Origin of the sequence: Sinorhizobium fredii (genome assembly GCF_002944405.1) — a bacterium.
Classification (GTDB): Bacteria; Pseudomonadota; Alphaproteobacteria; order Rhizobiales; family Rhizobiaceae; genus Sinorhizobium; species Sinorhizobium fredii_C.
Map to the genome: position 1 here is coordinate 1,516,545 of NZ_CP024307.1, position 18,969 is coordinate 1,535,513.

At 62.6% G+C, this 18,969-nt stretch carries 20 protein-coding genes and 1 tRNA gene; 9 read left to right on the plus strand and 12 right to left on the minus strand.

Going from position 1 to position 18,969, the window contains the following annotated elements:
- The first annotated feature begins 170 nt into the window (after positions 1-170).
- The 3 genes from NXT3_RS07355 to sugE all read left to right on the plus strand — a co-directional run bounded on the left by NXT3_RS07355 (position 171) and on the right by sugE (position 3,342).
- Complete coding sequence (locus NXT3_RS07355; RefSeq protein ID WP_097527985.1) at positions 171-1,559, plus strand: DegQ family serine endoprotease; 1,389 nt, start codon at positions 171-173, stop codon at positions 1,557-1,559.
- Positions 1,556-2,866 carry a replication-associated recombination protein A gene (locus NXT3_RS07360; protein WP_037426926.1) on the plus strand — a complete coding sequence of 437 codons (1,311 nt, stop codon included), beginning with the start codon at positions 1,556-1,558 and terminating at the stop codon, positions 2,864-2,866. The genes NXT3_RS07355 and NXT3_RS07360 overlap by 4 nt, the downstream gene beginning before the upstream one ends.
- A 161-nt stretch (positions 2,867-3,027) precedes the next feature.
- A complete protein-coding gene (gene sugE, locus NXT3_RS07365) occupies positions 3,028-3,342 on the plus strand; it encodes a quaternary ammonium compound efflux SMR transporter SugE (RefSeq protein WP_097527986.1) in 315 nt (104 codons plus the stop codon).
- A gap of 42 nt (positions 3,343-3,384) precedes the next feature.
- Here sugE and NXT3_RS07370 read toward each other — a convergent pair whose 3' ends face one another.
- The 3 genes from NXT3_RS07370 to NXT3_RS07380 are packed head-to-tail and all read right to left on the minus strand — an operon-like array spanning position 3,385 to position 5,820.
- Positions 3,385-4,170, minus strand: a complete 786-nt coding sequence (locus tag NXT3_RS07370; protein ID WP_097527987.1) for an ATP12 family chaperone protein — start codon at positions 4,168-4,170, stop codon at positions 3,385-3,387.
- Positions 4,163-4,828, minus strand: a complete 666-nt coding sequence (locus tag NXT3_RS07375) for an HAD-IA family hydrolase (protein ID WP_097527988.1) — start codon at positions 4,826-4,828, stop codon at positions 4,163-4,165. Before NXT3_RS07375 ends, NXT3_RS07370 begins: the two co-directional genes overlap by 8 nt.
- Positions 4,828-5,820 (minus strand): RluA family pseudouridine synthase, encoded by a 993-nt coding sequence (locus NXT3_RS07380; RefSeq protein ID WP_037426937.1) that lies wholly within the window; start codon positions 5,818-5,820, stop codon positions 4,828-4,830. Before NXT3_RS07380 ends, NXT3_RS07375 begins: the two co-directional genes overlap by 1 nt.
- Before the next feature lie 147 nt (positions 5,821-5,967).
- Here NXT3_RS07380 and NXT3_RS07385 point away from each other — a divergent pair, with 147 nt between their 5' ends.
- On the plus strand, positions 5,968-6,279 hold the full coding sequence (locus tag NXT3_RS07385) for a DUF1883 domain-containing protein (RefSeq protein WP_097527989.1): 312 nt from the start codon (positions 5,968-5,970) through the stop codon (positions 6,277-6,279).
- A gap of 6 nt (positions 6,280-6,285) precedes the next feature.
- Here the strand turns inward: NXT3_RS07385 and fghA are convergent, their stop codons facing one another.
- The 5 genes from fghA to NXT3_RS07410 form a co-directional block, all read right to left on the minus strand.
- Positions 6,286-7,119 (minus strand): S-formylglutathione hydrolase, encoded by an 834-nt coding sequence (gene fghA / locus NXT3_RS07390; protein ID WP_104839028.1) that lies wholly within the window; start codon positions 7,117-7,119, stop codon positions 6,286-6,288.
- A gap of 16 nt (positions 7,120-7,135) precedes the next feature.
- Positions 7,136-7,792 (minus strand): DUF1345 domain-containing protein, encoded by a 657-nt coding sequence (locus NXT3_RS07395; protein WP_097540696.1) that lies wholly within the window; start codon positions 7,790-7,792, stop codon positions 7,136-7,138.
- 27 nt (positions 7,793-7,819) lie between these two features.
- On the minus strand, positions 7,820-8,260 hold the full coding sequence (locus NXT3_RS07400; RefSeq protein ID WP_097527991.1) for a YaiI/YqxD family protein: 441 nt from the start codon (positions 8,258-8,260) through the stop codon (positions 7,820-7,822).
- A 75-nt stretch (positions 8,261-8,335) separates the two neighbouring features.
- The gene (locus NXT3_RS07405) at positions 8,336-9,463 is read right to left on the minus strand and encodes an S-(hydroxymethyl)glutathione dehydrogenase/class III alcohol dehydrogenase (protein WP_104839029.1); all 1,128 of its coding nucleotides are present in this window, start codon (positions 9,461-9,463) and stop codon (positions 8,336-8,338) included.
- A 95-nt stretch (positions 9,464-9,558) separates the two neighbouring features.
- Positions 9,559-9,954: a helix-turn-helix domain-containing protein gene (locus tag NXT3_RS07410; RefSeq protein WP_037423255.1), complete on the minus strand. Its 396-nt coding sequence runs from the start codon at positions 9,952-9,954 to the stop codon at positions 9,559-9,561.
- Between the two features lie 300 nt (positions 9,955-10,254).
- On the opposite strand from NXT3_RS07410, the gene NXT3_RS07420 reads away from it, so the two are divergent.
- Positions 10,255-11,124, plus strand: a complete 870-nt coding sequence (locus NXT3_RS07420) for a DMT family transporter (RefSeq protein WP_104839030.1) — start codon at positions 10,255-10,257, stop codon at positions 11,122-11,124.
- A gap of 11 nt (positions 11,125-11,135) precedes the next feature.
- Here NXT3_RS07420 and lipB read toward each other — a convergent pair whose 3' ends face one another.
- On the minus strand, positions 11,136-11,855 hold the full coding sequence (gene lipB, locus NXT3_RS07425) for a lipoyl(octanoyl) transferase LipB (RefSeq protein WP_104839031.1): 720 nt from the start codon (positions 11,853-11,855) through the stop codon (positions 11,136-11,138).
- Positions 11,856-12,051: 196 nt separating this feature from the next.
- On the opposite strand from lipB, the gene NXT3_RS07430 reads away from it, so the two are divergent.
- The 4 genes from NXT3_RS07430 (at position 12,052) to NXT3_RS07445 (ending at position 17,528) form a co-directional block, all read left to right on the plus strand.
- Positions 12,052-12,136: transfer RNA gene (locus tag NXT3_RS07430), tRNA-Leu, on the plus strand.
- 535 nt (positions 12,137-12,671) lie between these two features.
- Entirely contained in the window at positions 12,672-14,621 is a 1,950-nt protein-coding gene (locus tag NXT3_RS07435) for a PrkA family serine protein kinase (protein WP_037383083.1), read from the plus strand.
- Positions 14,622-14,645: 24 nt separating this feature from the next.
- Entirely contained in the window at positions 14,646-15,959 is a 1,314-nt protein-coding gene (locus tag NXT3_RS07440) for a YeaH/YhbH family protein (protein WP_097538539.1), read from the plus strand.
- Between the two features lie 15 nt (positions 15,960-15,974).
- Positions 15,975-17,528 (plus strand): SpoVR family protein, encoded by a 1,554-nt coding sequence (locus NXT3_RS07445; RefSeq protein ID WP_037423245.1) that lies wholly within the window; start codon positions 15,975-15,977, stop codon positions 17,526-17,528.
- 73 nt (positions 17,529-17,601) lie between these two features.
- On the opposite strand, the gene NXT3_RS07450 is transcribed toward NXT3_RS07445, so the two are convergent.
- The 3 genes from NXT3_RS07450 to NXT3_RS07460 all read right to left on the minus strand — a co-directional run bounded on the left by NXT3_RS07450 (position 17,602) and on the right by NXT3_RS07460 (position 18,913).
- Positions 17,602-17,970 (minus strand): hypothetical protein, encoded by a 369-nt coding sequence (locus tag NXT3_RS07450; RefSeq protein ID WP_037423242.1) that lies wholly within the window; start codon positions 17,968-17,970, stop codon positions 17,602-17,604.
- Positions 17,971-18,031: 61 nt separating this feature from the next.
- A complete protein-coding gene (locus NXT3_RS07455; RefSeq protein ID WP_037423239.1) occupies positions 18,032-18,289 on the minus strand; it encodes a hypothetical protein in 258 nt (85 codons plus the stop codon).
- 132 nt (positions 18,290-18,421) lie between these two features.
- On the minus strand, positions 18,422-18,913 hold the full coding sequence (locus NXT3_RS07460) for a peptide deformylase (RefSeq protein ID WP_037423236.1): 492 nt from the start codon (positions 18,911-18,913) through the stop codon (positions 18,422-18,424).
- Between the last annotated feature and the right edge of the window lie 56 nt (positions 18,914-18,969).

The following is an 18,969-nucleotide window of genomic DNA, read 5'->3' on the forward strand; positions in this document are numbered from 1 at the left end:
CGCGTGAGCGGGAAAAGCGCCGCGATGATTTCATGGCAAGGCCGCGGGAAAAAGTCTGAAAAAGCGGTTGAAATCGCGAGCGTGCGTCATCATCGAGCGGCAGCCTCGCGTTTGCCTTTTTTGTTGCGAAATCCTATCTGAACTAGCGGCAATGAAAGGGAGAATGCTTCATGATTTTTGGCCGTCGAGCCCTGCCGGCTCTTGTTTTTGCGATTGCCATGTCGACACCGGCCGTAGCGCAGGACGCCAGGACCGTCCCCCAATCCCACACGGAAATGCAGCTCTCCTTCGCGCCGCTGGTCAAGCAGACCGCGAATGCCGTGGTGAATGTCTATGCCGAGCGGGTCGTCGAGCGGCGATCGATCGATCCATTCTTCGAGGAGTTTTTCGGCCAGCGCATGCCGAACCGCACGGAGAAGCAATCGTCGCTCGGCTCCGGCGTAATCGTCCGCCGCGACGGCATCGTCGTTACCAACAATCACGTCATCGAGGGGGCCGACGACATCAAGGTGGCGCTCGCCGACGGGCGTGAGTATCCGTGCAAGATCGTCCTCAAGGACGACCGACTCGACCTCGCGGTCCTCAAGATCGAAGCAGATGGTCCTTTTGACGTCATCCCGATCGGTGATTCGGACGCAGTGGAGGTCGGCGACCTCGTGCTGGCGATGGGCAATCCGTTCGGGGTCGGGCAGACGGTGACGAGCGGCATCGTTTCGGCGCTTGCCCGCAACCAGATCTCCAACGGAGATTTCGGTTTCTTCATCCAGACCGACGCGGCGATCAATCCGGGCAACTCTGGCGGTGGACTGATCAACATGAAGGGTGAGCTGATCGGCATCAACACCGCGATCTTTTCGCGGGGCGGGGGATCGAACGGCGTGGGGTTCGCCATCCCCGCAAATCTGGTCAAGGTCTTCGTCGCCTCCGCGGAGGGCGGCGGCGGTTCCTTCGTCCGTCCCTTCGTCGGCGCGACTTTCGAGCCGGTTACCTCCGATGTCGCCGAGGCGCTCGGACTCGATCGTGCCCGCGGCGCCCTGGTGGCTGCCGTCCAGCCGGACGGACCGGCGGCAAATGCCGGCATGAAGCCGGGGCAGGTGGTGACGGCTGTAAACGGTATTTCGGTGGAGCATCCGGATGCCCTCGGCTACCGTTTGACGACCGTCGGCATCGGCCATGAAGCGCGCGTGACAGTGAGCGAACACGGCGAGGCGCACGACATCACCCTGAAGCTGGAGCAGGCGCCGGAAACCGCGCCGCGCGACGAACGGCTGATCGAGGGGCGGAACCCCTTTGCCGGCGCCGTCGTCGCCAATCTTTCGCCGCGCCTTGCGGATGAGCTGCGCATGCCGACGTCGCTCAAGGGGGTCGTCGTGACCGAGGTCAACCGCGGCTCGCCGGCGGCGCGCATTGGCCTCGAGCCGAAAGATATCGTACGCTCCGTCAATGGAACGCCGATCGACAACTCGAAAACGCTGGAAAGCGTCGTTGCCGAAGATGCCTCGTTCTGGCGCGTTGAGATCGAGCGCGACGGCCAGCTTATCAGACAGTTCTTCCGATGAGCGACCTCTTTTCCCCCGTTGAACCGCCGGAGATGGCCTCGGCAAGACCGCTGGCCGATCGGCTGCGGCCGCGCACGCTCGCCGAAGTGACCGGGCAGGAGCACTTGACGGGGGCGGACGGCGCCCTGACGCGGATGATCGCCTCTGGCTCGCTCGGTTCGATGATCTTCTGGGGACCGCCGGGCACCGGGAAGACCACCGTCGCCCGGCTGCTTTCGGGAGAGGCCGGTCTCGCCTTCGAGCAGATCTCGGCGATCTTTTCCGGCGTCGCCGACCTGAAGAAGGTTTTCGAGTCGGCGCGCGCCCGACGCATGTCGGGACGCCAGACCTTGCTCTTCGTCGATGAGATCCATCGCTTCAACCGCGCCCAGCAGGACAGTTTCCTACCGGTGATGGAAGACGGGACCGTCATTCTGGTCGGCGCCACCACGGAGAATCCGTCATTCGAACTCAACGCCGCGCTCCTGTCGCGGGCGCGGGTGCTGACGTTTAAGCCGCATGACGAGGCGAGCCTCGAGGAACTCCTGAAGCGGGCGGAGCAAACGGAAGGTAGGCCGTTGCCGCTCGACGAGGACGCCCGGGCGAGCCTGATCCGCATGGCGGATGGTGACGGCCGGGCCGTGCTGACGCTGGCCGAGGAGGTGTGGCGGGCGGCGCGCAAGGACGAGATATTCGACGCCGAAGCGTTGCGGGAAATCGTCCAGCGCCGCGCGCCGGTTTACGACAAGGGCCAGGACGGCCACTACAATCTGATTTCGGCGCTCCACAAGTCGGTTCGCGGATCCGATCCGGATGCGGCGCTCTATTACCTCTGCCGGATGTTCGATGCGGGCGAGGATCCTTTGTATATCGGCAGGCGGCTGGTGCGCATGGCTGTCGAGGATATCGGCCTTGCCGATCCGCAGGCGCTGGTGATCTGCAACGCCGCCAAGGATGCCTATGACTATCTCGGTTCGCCCGAAGGGGAACTGGCGCTGGCGCAAGCCTGCGTCTATGTCGCCACCGCGCCGAAATCGAACGCCCTCTACACGGCCTACAAAGGGGCGATGCGCGCCGCCAAGGAAAACGGCTCGCTGCTGCCGCCGAAGCATATTCTCAACGCCCCGACCAAGCTCATGAAGGGGGAGGGCTACGGCGAGGGCTACCGTTACGATCATGACGAACCGGATGCCTTTTCCGGCCAGGACTATTTCCCCGAGAAAATGGGGCGCAGGATCTTCTATGATCCTCCGGAGAGGGGCTTCGAACGGGACATCCGCAAGCGGCTCGAATGGTGGGCGAAACTGCGCCGCGACCGGAACTCATGACGAGCCGTGCCGTCGGCGCAGAGCAGTTTTGCCGGCCAGCCGCTTGCTGCCCTCACCGCTTTGTGGCACAGAGATCCAAGTTGCAGACGGCTGCACGGGCGCGATCCTGATCGACCCGAACACCCGCGGGGACGGCCTCGCTCCAGATGAAGGAGCCTGACATGGCCTGGTTCACTCTGCTTCTCGCCGGACTTCTCGAAATCGGCTGGGCAATCGGCCTCAAATACACCGACGGATTTACCCGTCTGACGCCGACCGTGCTGACGGTCGGTTCGATGATCCTGAGCGTCGTCCTGCTTGGAATTGCCGTTCGCACACTGCCGCTCGGCACGGCTTACGCGGTCTGGACCGGCATCGGCACGATCGGCACGGTGGTGCTCGGCATCGTCCTCTTCGCCGAGCCGATGACCGTCGTACGCCTCGGCTGCATCGGCCTGATCGTCGCCGGCATCGCCGGCCTGAAGCTGGCGGCCTGATCCACCGTAAGACGCCTGCCGTAATGCCAGGCGCCTTGCCCCCTATTTCAACGTGTCGAGCACCGCAGTCGCCGCCTGCATTTCCTGCCAGCGGTTCTCGCGCCGTTGGAAGGCCTCTTCGTCGGTGCCCCAGTGCTCGATCTGCCAATCCTCGTCGACATGGGCGGCGCTCCAGGCCTCTTCTGCCGAGAGCCGGCCCATGCCGAAGGCAAGCGCAAGCAGTGCCGATCCGGTCAACGTGGTGATCGTGTGCAGGCAGGCGAGGCCGAGCGGCGTTGCGAAGGCGCGCAAGCCTTCCGCATAGGCGGAAATCGCCTCGTGCGGCTGATCCTGATGAATGACGCCCTCGGCAAGGATGAAGCGTGCGCCGAGCGAATGGGCGGCCCAATCGAGAACGGGGTTCCAAACGGCGTTCTGCCGTTCCACAAGTCCTGTCGGGCTGTCGGCGCGATAGCAGAGAAGGTCGGTGCCGGCGAACCGTACGATATCGTCGAAGACTGCGCGCTGGTCGACCGCCACGCCGTCGATGGCGGTGTTGACGATGCGGGTCAGCGGCATGGCCGAAGGGTCGATGATCTCCGCCTGTGCATCCCATTCGACGGCGAGCAGTTCGGCGAGCTTCGCCGTCGGGACGGCGAGCGGCCGCTTTGCCGGCGTGCGGACGGATCGCCCGTCGAGCAATACCGCGTGCCCGCCGCCCTCGGCCGCGGCGACGCCGACCGACTTGTAGAAACGTTTGGCAAGCGGCTTCTGCATCTGGATCTGGGCGCGGCGCACCGGATCCTCGTGGCTGAGCGCTCCGCTCAATTCGTCGCGAATATCAGGCATGGTTCAATTCCATCCATTCGATGATGTCTGCCGGTACCCGGGCGATGTGGTCGGCGCCCGCCTCGATCAGCGCCGGAACGCTGGCATAGCCCCAGGAAACACCGAGGGCGGCGGCCCCGGCCGCCTTCGCCATCTGCATATCGTAGATCGCATCGCCGATGACAATCGTATCCTTCGGATCGACGCCCGCCTCGGCACAGCATTCCATCACCATTGCCGGATGTGGCTTCGACGGGCAATCGTCCGCCGTTCGCGAGACGAAGAAAAGCTTGTCGAAGCCGTGGGTGGCGGCAATGTGCTGGAGCCCTCGCCGCGACTTTCCGGTGACTGCGCCGATCAACAGCTGCTCGCGGGCGGCCAAGGCTTGCACCATCTCGGCAATCCCGGGAAACAACGCTTCCTGATGGATCCGTTCGCCGCGCACCGAGCTGAAGATGCCCTTGTAATGGGTCGTCATCGCGGCGGCGCGCGGGTCGATGTGATCCTGGCCCAGCAACCGGGCGATGGCGATGTCGAGCGTCAGCCCGATGATTGCGCGCGTCGCCAAGGCCTCCGGCCGGGGAAGATCGAAGGCCTCGAAGGTGCGGCTCATGACCTCATGGATGAGGCCGGCGCTGTCGACCAGCGTTCCGTCGCAATCGAAGAGCACCAGCTTCATCAATCGTCCTCGCCGGCGGCGTTCTCGTCGAGGCCGAGCAAGTTCCAGCTCTGCACCATATGCGGCGGCAAGGGCGCCGTGATCTTCAGGCGTCCGCCATTCGGATGCGGGATGTCGATAAAGCGGGCATGCAGGTGTAGCCGGTTCTGGATGCCGCCGGGGAAGGTCCAGTTGATGTCAGCTTCGAAATATTTCGGGTCGCCGATGATGGGATGGCCGATATGGGCGGCGTGGACGCGCAGCTGATGCGTGCGGCCGGTATAGGGTTCCATTTCCAGCCAGGCGAGGTTCTGGCCGGCCTGCTCGATAATCCGATAGTAGGAAATAGCGTGGTCGGCGCCTTCGTCGCCATGCTTGGCGATCCGCATACGATCGCCGTCCGGCGTCTGTTCCTTGACGAGCCAGGTGGAGACGCGGTCCTCGCGCTTGCGCGGAACGCCCTTGACCAGGGACCAGTAGATCTTCCTGGTGTCGCGCTCACGAAAAGCGGCCGTCAGCTGCTGTGCCGCACCGCGCGTCCGGGCAATGACGAGCACGCCGGACGTGTCCCGGTCCAGCCGATGGACGAGGCGCGGCTTTTCGCCCTTCTGGTTCGTCCAGGCCTCGAGCATCTTGTCGATATGCCGGCTGACGCCGGAACCGCCCTGGACTGCCAAGCCCGCCGGCTTGTTGAGCACGATGACCTTGGCGTCCTCGTGCAGCACCATGCGCGACAGCAGCTCTCCGTCCGAGGAATGGCGCAGGTCCCGCCCGCCGATCGGGCCCGATTTGGTAACCTTCGCATCGACGCCAAGCGGCGGAACGCGGATCGTCTGGCCAGGCTGTACGCGCGTGTCGGATTTTGCCCGCGCGCCGTCAACGCGGATCTGGCCGGAACGAAGCAGCTTCTGCAACGGACCGAAGCCCAAGCCCGGATAATGCACCTTGAACCAGCGGTCGAGGCGCATGCCCGCCTCGTCACCGTCCACCTGTCTGTGTTCTATGCCTGCCATCTGCCGCGATCCGCTTCCAGTGTTTCAAGCAAAGGCTCTAGACCATTGCGGTCGTCAGGGCCAGTCCGGCGAGAGAACACGACACCATTCATTAAGCGCCCGCCGCTACTGTCGTAGCGATGTCTCATATAGGTCCGGTCGATTGTGATGGCGAAGCAAGCCCTGAACTTCACGCACTATGATCTCAAGGCCCAGCGCGCCGGGACGCGGGTCGAGATCACCCTGTCGGCCGTTGCCAATGTTCGCCTGATGACCGACGTCAATTTCACGCGCTACAAGGAAACGCTGAAGCATCAGTTCTTCGGCGGCGTAGCGCGGAAATCGCCTCTGCGGATGACGATTCCCGAGACCGCGCACTGGCACCTCGTTATCGACACCGAAGGCCATCACGGCCTTGCGGATTCGAGCGTACGGGTGATCGAGTCTGCCGGCCAGCCGCGATTCCAGCCGGCGTCATGACGGCGCTCAGCCGAGCCTTTCGGCGTGCCACCTCAGATGATCGTCCATGAAGGTCGAGATGAAATAATAGGAGTGGTCGTAGCGCTCGTGCATGCGAAGCGTGAGGCCGATGCCGGTGCCGTTGACCGCCTCCTCGAAGAGCCAAGGCCTCAGACCGTTTTCGAGGAAGCCGTCGGCCTTACCCTGGTCGATGAGGAATTCCGGGAAGCGCGCCCCGTCCTCGACGAGAGCGCAGGCGTCGTATTTTCGCCAGACGGCTTTGTCCGAGCCGAGATATTTCTCGAAGGCGCCGACGGACCAGTCGGCGGAAGAGGGGGCGACGATCGGGGCGAAGGCCGAGCAGCTCCTGAAGCGCTCGGGGTTCTTGAGCGCGATGGTCATCGCGCCATGGCCGCCCATCGAATGGCCGAAGATGCCTTGCCGGTCCATGTCGGCGCGAAACTGCTCGCGGATCAGGGCCGGCAGTTCCTCGGTGATGTAGCTGTACATCTGATAGTGCTCGGCCCAGGGCGCTTGCGTCGCATCGAGATAGAAGCCGGCGCCCTTGCCCATCTGCCAGTTCGTCAACTCGTCGGCGACGTCGGCACCGCGCGGGCTGGTATCCGGACAAACGACGATCAGACCGAGCTCCGAGGCCAGGCGGCGATATTCCCCCTTTTCCATGACATTGGCATGGGTGCAGGTGAGGCCGGAGAGATACCAAAGAACCGGGCGCGGTTCGCTGGTCGCCTGCGGCGGCACATAGACGGCAAAGGTCATTTTGCCCTTGCAGGCCTTGGAGTCATGGGCGAAGACGCCCTGCATGCCGCCGAAGGCGGTATTCTGCGAGATGATTTTCATCGAATTCTCCGTGTAGTCATGGCGTGCCGCCGGCAAGCTGCACCGCGGCATTGACCGCGGCTGCGACGAGCACCGTGTTGAAGAAGAACGAAACAATCGCATGCATTAGGTTGACGCGCCGCATCGCCGTCGTCGTGATGGCGACGTCGGAGGTCTGCGCGGTCATTCCGATGACGAAGGCGAAATAGAGGAAGTCATAGCCGCCCGGCGCGTTCGTCTCCGGAAAGGCAAGCCCGCGCGACGCCGGATCGCCGCCATCGGCGCGGCGGTTCGCGAGCCAGTAAAGATGCGCGTAATGCAGCGCCGCCATCGTGTGAATGGTAGCCCATCCAAGCGTGACCGAGGCGAAGGCAAGGATCAGTTCGGCTGCGCCGCCGTCATCGGCGCGATTGAGCGCGACGAACAGCGCGACCAGCGAGACTGCGGCGGCCAGGAGCGTCACAAGAAAGATGATCGGCTCCGGTTCGCCCGTGTCGCGCGCATTCGCCTCGAGATAGCTTCCGGTGAGTTTCGGCAGGCGGAAGGCCGTTATCGTCAAATAGATGCAGAAGAAGGCGATGGCGGCGATCTCGATCGCCTCTTCGCGAAATAAAGCATGCCCAAGCGGCGCACTGACAAGGGCACCGGCAAGCGCCAGGTAAAATGGCCAGTGTCTCAGCCGATTTGATGTCATTCGCCACTCACGCTGCCGTTCCGCGCCTCACCTTTTGACGCGACGGCAGAGCCGGTCAAGAGTTTCGAGAAAGGCCGAGCGGTCTCGTGCGCTGAAAGAGGCGTTATAGCCCTTGCTTTCGCCCGTCTCCCGCAGGTGCGCACCAAGATCGCGCATCGCGGATGCCATGCCGATGTTCGTCTTGTCGAAGACGCGGCCGGTAGGGCCGGTGACGAGCGCGCCCGCGGTGACGCAGCGCCCGGCAAGCGGAACGTCGGCGGTGATGACGATGTCGCCTTCGCCCGCGTGCTCGGCGATCCAATTGTCCGCGGCGTCGAAGCCGGCCGACACGATGACGTTGTGCACCATCAGGTCACGCGAGGGCCGCAGGCCCGAATTGGCGACGAGGGTAACTTCGAAGCCGTGGCGTTCTGCCACCTTGAGGATTTCCGCCTTCACTGGGCAGGCATCGGCATCGACATAGATCATGATTGCGATTCGCTGCAGCCGCGGAAGCGCCGGATTTCAAGTGATTCCGGCGCTTGCCTGATTCTTGATGTAAACTCAGTAGAGCACGACCGAACGGATGCTCTCGCCCGAATGCATCAGCTCGAAGCCCTTGTTGATCTCGTCGAGCGGCATGGTGTGGGTGATCATCGGGTCGATCTCGATCTTGCCCTCCATGTACCAGTCGACGATCTTCGGCACGTCGGTGCGGCCGCGGGCGCCGCCGAAGGCGGTGCCCATCCATTGGCGGCCGGTGACCAGCTGGAACGGCCGGGTGGAAATCTCCTGGCCGGCGCCGGCGACGCCGATCACCACCGACTTGCCCCAGCCGCGATGCGAGGCCTCCAGCGCCTGGCGCATCACCTTCACATTGCCGGTGCAGTCGAAGGTGTAGTCGGCGCCGCCGATCTGGTCGGCGCCGCGCTTCGTCATGTTGACCAGATGGGCGACGATGTCGCCGTCGATCTCGGTCGGGTTGACGAAGTGGGTCATGCCGAACTTCTCGCCCCAGGCCTTCTTGTCGTTGTTCAGATCGACGCCGATGATCATGTCGGCGCCGGCAAGCCGAAGTCCCTGGATGACGTTCAAACCGATGCCGCCGAGACCGAAGACGATCGCGGTCGAGCCCATCTCCACTCGTGCCGTGTTGACCACCGCGCCGATGCCGGTGGTGACGCCGCAGCCGATATAGCAGATCTTGTCGAACGGAGCGTCCGGATTGACCTTGGCGAGCGCGATCTCCGGCAGCACGGTGAAGTTGGCGAAGGTCGAGCAGCCCATATAGTGGTGGATCTTGTCCTTGCCGATCGAGAAGCGCGATGTGCCGTCCGGCATGACGCCTTGGCCCTGGGTGGCGCGGATGGCGGTGCAGAGATTGGTCTTGCGGCTGAGGCAGGAGGGGCAGGCGCGGCATTCCGGCGTATAGAGCGGAATGACATGGTCGCCCTTCTTCACGCTCGTGACGCCGGGGCCGACATCGACGACGATGCCGGCACCCTCATGGCCGAGGATCGCCGGGAACAGCCCTTCCGGGTCGGCACCCGAGAGGGTGAAATCGTCGGTGTGGCAGATGCCGGTGGCCTTGACCTCGATCAGCACCTCGCCGGCCTTCGGGCCCTCGAGCTGAACCGTCATGATTTCCAGCGGCTTGCCGGCCTGAACGGCTACAGCGGCGCGTACGTCCATTTTTCTTCTCCCTCGAATTTCCGCAACTGTTCGGCGATCGTCCTGCAATCGTCAATACAACGGCAGGCGATGCGCGTAAGCTGAAAATACATGACCTATCGGAAATTTTCCTCGATCCGTTCCAGTTCGCTCTCGAGCGCCGCGATCGCTTCGCCCGTTTGCTCGTGGAGCCTTTTGACGAGCTCGAGTTGCTCGCGAAGCGCGGCATGCGAATGAGACGGCCCGTCGTCAGGGGCACGGCCGATCCCGGCAATCAGCCAGGCTGGCGTGACGCCGAGGATGGAGGCGAGCATGAAGAGCCGGTTTGTGCGGGGCTCGGCACGATCGCGCTCCCAGGCGGATATCGTTTCGCTGCGCACGCCGAGCCTGCTTGCCAGTTCCTTGATCGAAAGCCTTGCCGCGTCGCGCGCTCTCCAGATACGGCCGCCCAGCGTGTCGCCGTCTCCTGTTTGGCGCAGGCGCGCGATCACGGTTTCGGTGGATAAGCGCATGGTTCGCTCTCCTCTTCACCTGACATCTCTACCGCCCGCACGGTGACGGAATGCCTGCGGGGCGAAGCTGGGCCGAGCTTATCGGTATTCCTTCCCGGGCGGAGCACCTCGGAGCGGCATAAACACAGCCAAATGCGGCTCGTTCCGGGCCTGGCGATTCTCCGCTGCCGGGCGTTGAAACCGCGATGAAACAGGTTAGGCTCAGGTCCGACCTTCAGCATCGAACTGGAATCGCCCTTGAACGGATTCGCACAAACGGCCGCCGCTCCGCGCAGCGCGGTGACGCAAGGCGTGACGATCATGCTGTTCGCCATGCTCGTCCTGCCCTGCATGGATGCCATCGCGAAGTACATGGCGGTTTACGAGGGCATGTCGCCGGGGCAGGTGACCTTCTACCGCTTCTTCTTTCAGCTCGTCTCGGTCGTGCCGCTGCTGCTGACGGCGGGCGGGCTGCGGGCGATCTATCCGAAGCGGCTTTGGCCGAACCTTTTGCGCGGCGTGCTGCTTGCTTCGGCCGCCCTGCTGTTCTTCGTATCCGTGAAATACATGCCGCTTGCCGATGCCTTCGCGATCTATTTCGTCGAGCCCTTCATCCTCACCTGTCTGTCAGCACTGATCCTGCGCGAGAGGGTCGGCTGGCGGCGATGGACCGCGATCGCCGTCGGCTTCGGCGGTGCGATGATCGTCATCCAGCCGAGTTTCGCCGTCTTCGGCCCGACCGCGCTGCTGCCGATGGTCTGCGCCTTCCTGTTCGCCTGTTACCTCTTCCTCAACCGGGCGGTCGGCAGCGCCGATTCGCCGCTCGCCATGCAGACGACCGCCGGAATCGGCGGGGCGCTCTTCATGGTGGCGGTCATCGCGGTCGGCAATGGCATGGGTGGAGTCGATTTCGAGCCGGCGCTGCCGCGATCGGGTCTCGGCTGGATACTCGTGATCGCTCTCGGCACGATTTCGGGCTACGGCCATCTGCTCGTCGTGAAGGCCTTCCGCCTGGCGCCGCTGTCGCTGCTGGCGCCGTTCCACTATTTCGAGATCGTTTCGGCGACGGCGCTCGGATATCTTGTGTTCGGTGATTTTCCGACGCCGTCCAGATGGCTCGGCATTGCCGTCATCGTCGGCTCCGGGCTTTTCATCATCTGGCGCGAGAGAGAAGGACGGAAGCCCGATTAACAGGAGTTCGGTTATTGGTTATCGCTGCGGGTCGGTCCGAAAACCGCCTCGAAGGCCTTCCTGATCCGTATGTCCACGTCGGGCATCATAACCGGAAGACCCAGATCGACGAGGCTGGTCACGCCATAGTCGCGAATGCCGCAGGGTACGATGCCGTCGAAATGGTCGAGATCGGGATCGACGTTCAGCGAGAAGCCGTGGAAGCTTACCCACCTGCGCAGCCGGATGCCGATGGCGGCGATCTTGTCCTCGGCCATCGACCCGTCGGGAAGCGGCGGCTTTTCCGGCCGGCGAACCCAGACGCCGACACGATCCTCCCGGCGCTCACCCTTGACGTTCATCGAATCGAGCGTCCCGATGACGACGCTTTCAAGGGCGGCGACGAAACCGCGCACGTCCTGGCGGCGGCGCTTCAGGTCGAGCATCACATAGACGACCCGCTGACCCGGGCCGTGATAGGTGTATTCGCCGCCGCGACCGGTTGCAAATACGGGGAAGCGTCCGGGCGTTACCAAGTCGGTGTCATTCGCACTTGTCCCGGCAGTGTAGAGGGGCGGGTGCTCGACCAACCAGACCAGTTCGTCGGCCGTGCCGTCCGCTATCGCGGCCGCCTCCCGCTCCATCGTCTCGACTGCCTGTGGATAGTCGACGAGGGAGGGAGCGATGCGCCAGCGCACCGGCGGCGATTCCGGCACCGCAAACATGGTCTGGCTGAGATTTTCACGCTGCATGGGAAAGCCCGTTTGGTAATTTTTTCCGGCCTGTACATGGGGCCGCGCGCGGCAAGAGTCCAGCGTTTCCAGTGCTTCGCGGAGGGGGCGGGGAAATAGTTCCGTTTCCCGTCAAATTTCTGTCGTCTTACCCTTGTGCACCCTGAATCCTTTTGCTACATGCAGCCCCGCCGACGCAATCGGCACCTACCACGATGCGGTCGTGGCGGAATTGGTAGACGCGCAGCGTTGAGGTCGCTGTGGGGCAACCCGTGGAAGTTCGAGTCTTCTCGACCGCACCATCAAGATTAAGAAGGCCCCGTAACCTGATGGTTGAACGGGGTTTTTATTTTTCAGGTATTCGCCGCCGGAGGCGATCGACAGGCTCGGTTGCCAAATCGCCGCGGCGCGCACTGCTCCCTCCGGGCGTCGTTTCCCTCCCGGAATCGTTAGACAGCGCCCGGCTAGGCTACTCACGATGTCACCGTCCCTACACAACATTGTTTACCGCTAAATTCGTGAAATCCTAAAAAAAAAGTCGGCGAAAGGCCGGGTTTTGGTTATGCTCTTATTGTCATGACGGATTCGCGAGAAGCGCCGGCATGATGGGGTGACAGAGCGACGAGTCTTGCGGAATGGCGTCCTCGATCCTTGGATTAAGGCGCCGATCGATCGGTCCCGAACTGATGTGCGGATGTCGTCGTGAGCTGCTGCTTCGGCATCCGCTTGTAGTGCCGGTTAAGAAGGAACTTTGAAGTCAGGAAACCGTTCACTTGAAGCAATAGCCGATTGGCAGCGATCCCGGTTCAACCAAGCGGCTTGCCGCGGGAGAGCACGATGCAAAGGAGTGAATCTGACGTCTTCGACCTCTTTTCGGAGATCTATTCGAGTGCAGCGCAAGAAGAGATAAGTCTACAGGAATATCTCCTCGCATGTCGCGACGACAAGAGCATGTATGCCACCGCGCAGGAGCGGATGGTGGATGCCATTGGAGAGCCGGTTCTCGTCGATACCAGTGCTGACGAGCGTCTCGGCCGAATCTTCGCCAACCGAACCATCAAAATTTATCCGGCCTTCTCCGATTTCTTCGGCATGGAAGACACGATCGAGCGGATCGTCGGTTACTTCCGCTACGCTGCCCAGGGTCTCGAGGAGCGCAAGCAGATTCTCTACCTGCTCGGTCCGGTCGGCGGCGGTAAGTCGTCGCTTGCGGAGCGGCTGAAGAAGCTCATGGAGCAGCGGCCGATCTATACGCTCATGGTCGACGGCAAGATCAGCCCGGTCTTCGAGTCGCCCCTGGGCCTGTTTCACCCCGAGCGCATGGCCGACCTGCTCGAGGACAAATACGGTATCGCAAGGCGACGGCTGACCGGCCTGATTTCGCCCTGGGCCTCAAAGCGGCTCGACGAGGTCGGCGGCGACATATCGAAATTCAGCGTCGTCAAGCTGACCCCCTCGCGCCTGCGTCAGATCGGCATCGCCAAGACAGAGCCCGGCGACGAGAACAACCAGGACGTCTCCTCGCTGGTCGGTAAGGTCGACATCCGGCAGCTGGAAAATTACAGCCAGGCGGACCCGGATGCCTATTCCTATAGCGGCGGCCTCAACCGCACCACGCAGGGCCTGCTGGAATTCGTGGAGATGTTCAAGGCCCCGATCAAGGTCCTGCACCCGCTGCTGACGGCGACCCAGGAGGGCAGCTACAACGGCACGGAAAACTTCGGTGCCTTCCCCTATCAGGGCACGATCCTGGCGCACTCCAACGAATCGGAGTGGCTGCAGTTCAAGAACAATCGCAACAACGAGGCGTTCCTCGACCGCATTCTGGTGGTCAAGGTTCCCTATTGCCTGCGCGTCACCGAAGAGAAGATGATCTATGAGAAGCTTCTCCGCGAGAGCGAGCTCTTCAACAATCCGTGCGCGCCCGAGGTGCTGGAGATCCTGAGCCGCTTCACGGTTTCCACCCGGCTCGTCCCCCATGAGAACTCGTCGCTCTACACGAAGATGCGTGTCTATGACGGCGAGAACCTCAAGGATGTCGATCCGAAGGCGCGCTCGGTCCAGGAATATCGCGATGCCGCCGGCGTCGACGAAGCCATGACCGGTGTCAGCACGCGCTTCGCCTTCAAGGTCCTGTCGGAAACCTTCAACTACGATACGAAGGAAGTCTCGGCCGATCCCGTCCACCTGATGTACATCATGGAACAGGCCATCAAGCGCGAGCAGTTCGCGAAGGAAACGGAAGCGGCCTATCTCGACTTCATCAAGTCGGAACTCGCCAGCCGCTATGCCGAGTTCATCGGCCATGAAATCCAGAAAGCCTATCTGGAATCTTACAGCGAATACGGCCAGAACCTCTTCGACCGCTACATCGCCTATGCCGACGCATGGCTCGAGGACCAGGACTTCAAGGACCCCGACACGGGGCAGATCCTCAACCGCAAGATCCTCGACAGCGAGCTGTCGCAGATCGAAAAGCCGGCGGGCATTGCCAACCCGAAGGACTTCCGCAACGAGGTCGTCAAGTTCACCCTGCGGGCCCGCGCCAAGAATCATGGGCGCAACCCGTCCTGGACGAGCTACGAAAAGCTCAGGGAAGTCATCGAGAAGCGCATGTTCGGTCAGGTCGAGGACCTGCTGCCGGTGATCAGCTTCGGTTCCAAGAAGGACAGCGCGACCGAGAAGCAGCATGCCGAATTCGTCCAGCGCATGAAGGAGCGCGGCTACACCGAACGGCAGGTGCGTCGATTGGTCGACTGGTACATGCGCGTCAACAAGGCGGGCTGAGGTGCGGTTAGCAGGGGGCAGCATATGCCGAACTTTATCGACCGCCGCCTTAACCCGAAGGACAAGAGTCTCGGTAACAGGCAGCGCTTCCTGAAGCGCGCGCGCGAGGAACTGAAGCGGGCCATCAAGGAACAGGTCAAGTCGGGCAAGATCGCCGACGTCGATGCTGACCACAACGTTTCGATGCCCGCCCGCGGCGTCAGCGAGCCGACCTTCCAGCCGGCCGGCGATACCGGCGAAAGGAAATATGTCCTGCCCGGCAATCGAGAGTTCGCGGCGGGCGATCGTCTGCCGAAGCGGGCTTCCGGCGGCGGTGCCACCGGCGCCGGCGCCGGAACCGGGCGGAGCGAGGACGAATTTCAATTCGTCCTGTCGCGCGAGGAGGTGCTCGATCTCTTCTTCGAGGACCTGGAACTTCCCGACATGGTGAAGCTCAACCTCAAGGAGTCCGTCGCCTTCAAGCGCCGCCGGGCGGGTTTTGCCGCGACCGGTTCCCCCACGAATATCAACGTCGGCCGTACGATGCGCAACAGCTTCGGCCGCCGCATCGCCCTGCACCGGCCGGGGCGAAAGGAAATGGAGGCGATCGCGGCGGAGATCGCCAGGTTGGAGGCGGAGCCGAAGGCAAGTACGAAAGACCAGCAGCGCCTCGGGGAACTGCGTGAGGCGCTGGAAAAGCTGGAGCGCCGGCGCCGGCGCATTCCCTATGTCGATCCGGTCGACATCCGCTTCAACCGCTTCGAGCCGCAGCCGCTGCCGAATGCCAGCGCCGTGATGTTCTGCCTTATGGATGTTTCCGCTTCCATGGGCGAACGCGAGAAGGACCTTGCGAAGCGCTTCTTCGTGCTGCTGCACCTTTTCCTGAAGCGGCGCTACGACAGGATCGACATCGTCTTCATTCGCCACACGGACGAGGCGGGCGAGGTGGATGAGAACACCTTCTTCTACAGCAAGCAGAGCGGCGGCACGATTGTCTCGACGGCGCTCGAGGAGATGCTCCGGGTGATTCGAGAGCGCTATCCGGCCCGCGAATGGAACATCTATGCCGCGCAGGCTTCGGACGGCGAGAACATCTCGGGCGACTCGGAGCGGTGCGCGTCGCTGCTGCACGATGAATTAATGCGGCTCTGCCAGTATTACGCCTATGTCGAGATCATCGACGAGCGCGAGACGGAGATTTTCGGCACCACCGACAACGGCACCTCGCTCTGGCGCGCCTATCGCACGGTCGATGGCGAATGGCCGAATTTCCAGATGACCCGCATCGCCAAGCCAGCGGACATTTATCCCGTCTTCCGGAAACTCTTCGGCAAACAGCCGGCTGTGCAAGCGCGTTAGGGAGAGGCGACCGGGATGCCAAAAAAGGGTGCGGCTTCAAACCTGCTGTTTCAGGGCTCCGACTGGAATTTCGAGACGCTTTCGCGCACCTACGATGCGATCGAGACCGTCGCGCTCGATGATCTTGGGCTCGACGTTTATCCGAACCAACTCGAGATCATCTCTTCCGAACAGATGCTCGACGCCTATTCTTCCGTCGGCATGCCGCTGATGTACCAGCACTGGTCCTTCGGAAAGCGCTTCGTCTTCGAGGACCACCTTTATCGCAGGGGCAGGCGCGGCCTTGCCTATGAGCTGGTGATCAACTCCAATCCCTGCATCACCTACCTGATGGAAGAAAACACCATGGCCATGCAGGCCCTGGTGACGGCGCACGCGGCCTTTGGCCACAACCATTTCTTCAAGAACAATTACCTGTTCCGGCAATGGACCGATGCCAGCGCCATACTGAGCTACATGGAGTTCGCCAAGAAATACATCACCAAATGCGAGGAGCGCTACGGAACCACCGCCGTGGAGGCCATCCTCGACTCCGCCCATGCGCTCATGGATCAGGGCGTCTTCCGCTACCGCCGGCCGCCGAGGCTGTCTTCCGAAAAGGAGCGGGAGCGGATGCGCGAAAGGCTGGAATACGAGGAGCAGACCTATAGCGACCTGTGGCGGACGCTGCCGACGACAAGCGAGAGCAGTGATCCGGACGCCGTCGAGCGGGACGTTTCGGAGCGCAAGAAGGCGCTCAACCTGCCGGATGAGAATTTGCTCTACTTTCTCGAGAAGACCAGCCTGATTCTCGAACCGTGGCAGCGCGAAATCCTGCGGATCGTCCGCGTCATCGCCCAGTATTTCTATCCGCAGCGGCAGACCAAGGTGATGAACGAGGGATGCGCGACCTTTGTTCACTACACGATCATGAACACTCTCTTCGACCAGGGGAGAATAACCGAAGGCGCGATGCTGGAGATCCTCCAGAGCCACACCAATGTCGTCTTCCAGCCCTCCTTCGACGATCCGCGCTTTCCCGGGATCAACCCCTATGCGCTCGGCTTCGCCATGATGCAGGACATCGAGCGGATCTGCGTCGATCCGACGTCCGAAGACCGCGACTGGTTTCCCGACATCGCAGGCAGCGGCAACTGGCGCGAGACGCTGCTGGATGCCTGGGCAAACCACCGCGACGAGTCCTTCATCCTGCAATATCTGAGCCCGGCGCTGATCCGCAAATTCAGGCTGTTCCTGCTGTCGGACGAGGCGGACGAGAAGTATTGCGAGGTCGCCTCGATCCACAACGAGCGCGGTTACGAGGCAATCCGGGCGGCGCTTGCGCGAAGCTACGACATTGGCGCCAACCAGCCGGACATTCAGGTCATGGACGTCGACCTTCTGGGTGATCGCCACCTCCGGCTGCAGCACAATGTCAAGAACGGCATCCTTCTCGAGGAGTCCAGCCGCGATGCGACCCTGCGGCATGTTCGCCATCTGTGGGGTTATGAGGTCAGCCTCGCCGGCGTCGAGGCCGAAACCGGCGAGACGCTCTACGAGTGCTCGACAGCGGATATAGAGGAAGATTAGCCGACGCGTTGCCCGAAAAGCGCATTCGCGACGATCTTGGATGAGATCGTCGCGAATGCCGGCCGATCTGCGGTCACTTCTCGGTGCCGTCGGGCGCGACTTGCTGCACTTCTCCGCCGGTCCCGGTTTGCGCGGTCGGGTCCCGGTCGGTTGGCGCCGGTATCGCCGGCGTGGACTGATCCTGATTGACGCTGCCCGTTTGCTCGGTGGAAGGTCCGGGCTGCATCTGTTCCGTTTCCGCCGTCTGATCGCTGTCGATGGCTTCGCCCCAGATTGCGACCGCACCCCAGGCGACGAAGGCTAGCAGGAGCCCGCCGAGGAGTACTGCCAATATCGCCGTGCCGCTGCGGCCCTGCTTTGCCTCCGCAGCCGAAAATCTCTTTCTCTCGGGGTCGTGCGTAGCACTTGTCGGATCGCCGCGTTCATCGAGATATTTAGCCATGGCATCTCTCCTTGGTTTTGTCCCTGGAGAACGGGCTTGGCATCGCAATGTTCCGAGAGGATCAGTCGCCGAGGGAATCGACCACGCTGCGGCGGATGAGCTTGTAGGTGTGGTCGGGCTGGACCTCGTAGGTCTCGTAAACCGTTCTGCCCTCGTGCAGGAACCGGTTCTGGATCTTCGTGCCCGGTGCCGCCTGGGTCTTCCGCGACGAGGCCGACTCCCCATAGGTGAGGCTTCCGGGGAGCGGCTCGAGATCGGGCGTGGCGGTGCAGCCTGCAAGCGCCGCGGCGCAGAGGAGGGTGAGACGCAGATATTTCATCGCATGTCCTTCGGTTTCAATTTCGCTGTCGTTTCGGCTCTTGTTTCCGATTTGCGGGATAGGGCAGGTTTCCGGCGTGAGCGACCCTATTGAAGCGTAGGCTTTCGCGCAACCGCAGGGCGCGGCCAGATCTCAGCGCAGTTTCTCGAACCGCTTCACCGCGCGATCCCGCTTCAGCCTCGACAGCCGACGGAGCCAGAAGATGCCGTCGAGCTGGTCGATCTCGTGCTGCAGGCAGACGGCCATCAGGCCGCTGGCCTCCTCCTCGCGCGTCTCGCCCGCCATCGTCTGGTAACGGACGCGAACGCTCATCGGCCGCTCCACGTCCTCGGAAATGCCGGGCATCGAGACGCTGCCCTCGCTGTGGCGCGCCGTGGCTTCCGAGTGCCAGACGATCTCAGGATTGACGAAGCAACGCGGACCCGTCTGGCGGTCCAGCTCAATCACCGTCACCCGTGTGAGGACGCCGATATGCGGGGCGGTGATGCCGATTCCGGGAGCCGCGCGCATCGTCTCGGTGAGATCGTCGACGAGGGCGTGAAGGTCATCGTCGAAACGGGTGACGATTTCGGCGCTGATCCCGAGCGTCGGATGTGGAAACCGGATGATAGGTCGAAGTGCCATGCGGATGCTCTCTTGCGTGAATGACTGCCTCGTTCTGCGTCGGAGCCGGCAGCCTT

Bases quoted from the DNA above. Each gene is read 5' to 3' on its own strand.
- NXT3_RS07355 (WP_097527985.1), top strand. From the start codon at position 171: ATGATTTTTGGCCGTCGAGCCCTGCCGGCTCTTGTTTTTGCGATTGCC.
- NXT3_RS07375 (WP_097527988.1), bottom strand. From the start codon at position 4,828: ATGAAGCTGGTGCTCTTCGATTGCGACGGAACGCTGGTCGACAGCGCC.
- fghA (WP_104839028.1), bottom strand. From the start codon at position 7,119: ATGAAAATCATCTCGCAGAATACCGCCTTCGGCGGCATGCAGGGCGTC.
- NXT3_RS07410 (WP_037423255.1), bottom strand. From the start codon at position 9,954: ATGCGCTTATCCACCGAAACCGTGATCGCGCGCCTGCGCCAAACAGGA.
- NXT3_RS07435 (WP_037383083.1), top strand. From the start codon at position 12,672: ATGCAAAGGAGTGAATCTGACGTCTTCGACCTCTTTTCGGAGATCTAT.
- NXT3_RS07455 (WP_037423239.1), bottom strand. From the start codon at position 18,289: ATGAAATATCTGCGTCTCACCCTCCTCTGCGCCGCGGCGCTTGCAGGC.
- NXT3_RS07370 (WP_097527987.1), bottom strand. From the start codon at position 4,170: ATGCCTGATATTCGCGACGAATTGAGCGGAGCGCTCAGCCACGAGGAT.
- NXT3_RS07420 (WP_104839030.1), top strand. From the start codon at position 10,255: ATGCTGTTCGCCATGCTCGTCCTGCCCTGCATGGATGCCATCGCGAAG.
- NXT3_RS07400 (WP_097527991.1), bottom strand. From the start codon at position 8,260: ATGATCTATGTCGATGCCGATGCCTGCCCAGTGAAGGCGGAAATCCTC.
- lipB (WP_104839031.1), bottom strand. From the start codon at position 11,855: ATGCAGCGTGAAAATCTCAGCCAGACCATGTTTGCGGTGCCGGAATCG.
- NXT3_RS07445 (WP_037423245.1), top strand. From the start codon at position 15,975: ATGCCAAAAAAGGGTGCGGCTTCAAACCTGCTGTTTCAGGGCTCCGAC.
- NXT3_RS07385 (WP_097527989.1), top strand. From the start codon at position 5,968: ATGGCGAAGCAAGCCCTGAACTTCACGCACTATGATCTCAAGGCCCAG.
- NXT3_RS07380 (WP_037426937.1), bottom strand. From the start codon at position 5,820: ATGGCAGGCATAGAACACAGACAGGTGGACGGTGACGAGGCGGGCATG.
- NXT3_RS07440 (WP_097538539.1), top strand. From the start codon at position 14,646: ATGCCGAACTTTATCGACCGCCGCCTTAACCCGAAGGACAAGAGTCTC.
- NXT3_RS07405 (WP_104839029.1), bottom strand. From the start codon at position 9,463: ATGGACGTACGCGCCGCTGTAGCCGTTCAGGCCGGCAAGCCGCTGGAA.
- NXT3_RS07395 (WP_097540696.1), bottom strand. From the start codon at position 7,792: ATGACATCAAATCGGCTGAGACACTGGCCATTTTACCTGGCGCTTGCC.
- sugE (WP_097527986.1), top strand. From the start codon at position 3,028: ATGGCCTGGTTCACTCTGCTTCTCGCCGGACTTCTCGAAATCGGCTGG.
- NXT3_RS07460 (WP_037423236.1), bottom strand. From the start codon at position 18,913: ATGGCACTTCGACCTATCATCCGGTTTCCACATCCGACGCTCGGGATC.
- NXT3_RS07450 (WP_037423242.1), bottom strand. From the start codon at position 17,970: ATGGCTAAATATCTCGATGAACGCGGCGATCCGACAAGTGCTACGCAC.
- NXT3_RS07360 (WP_037426926.1), top strand. From the start codon at position 1,556: ATGAGCGACCTCTTTTCCCCCGTTGAACCGCCGGAGATGGCCTCGGCA.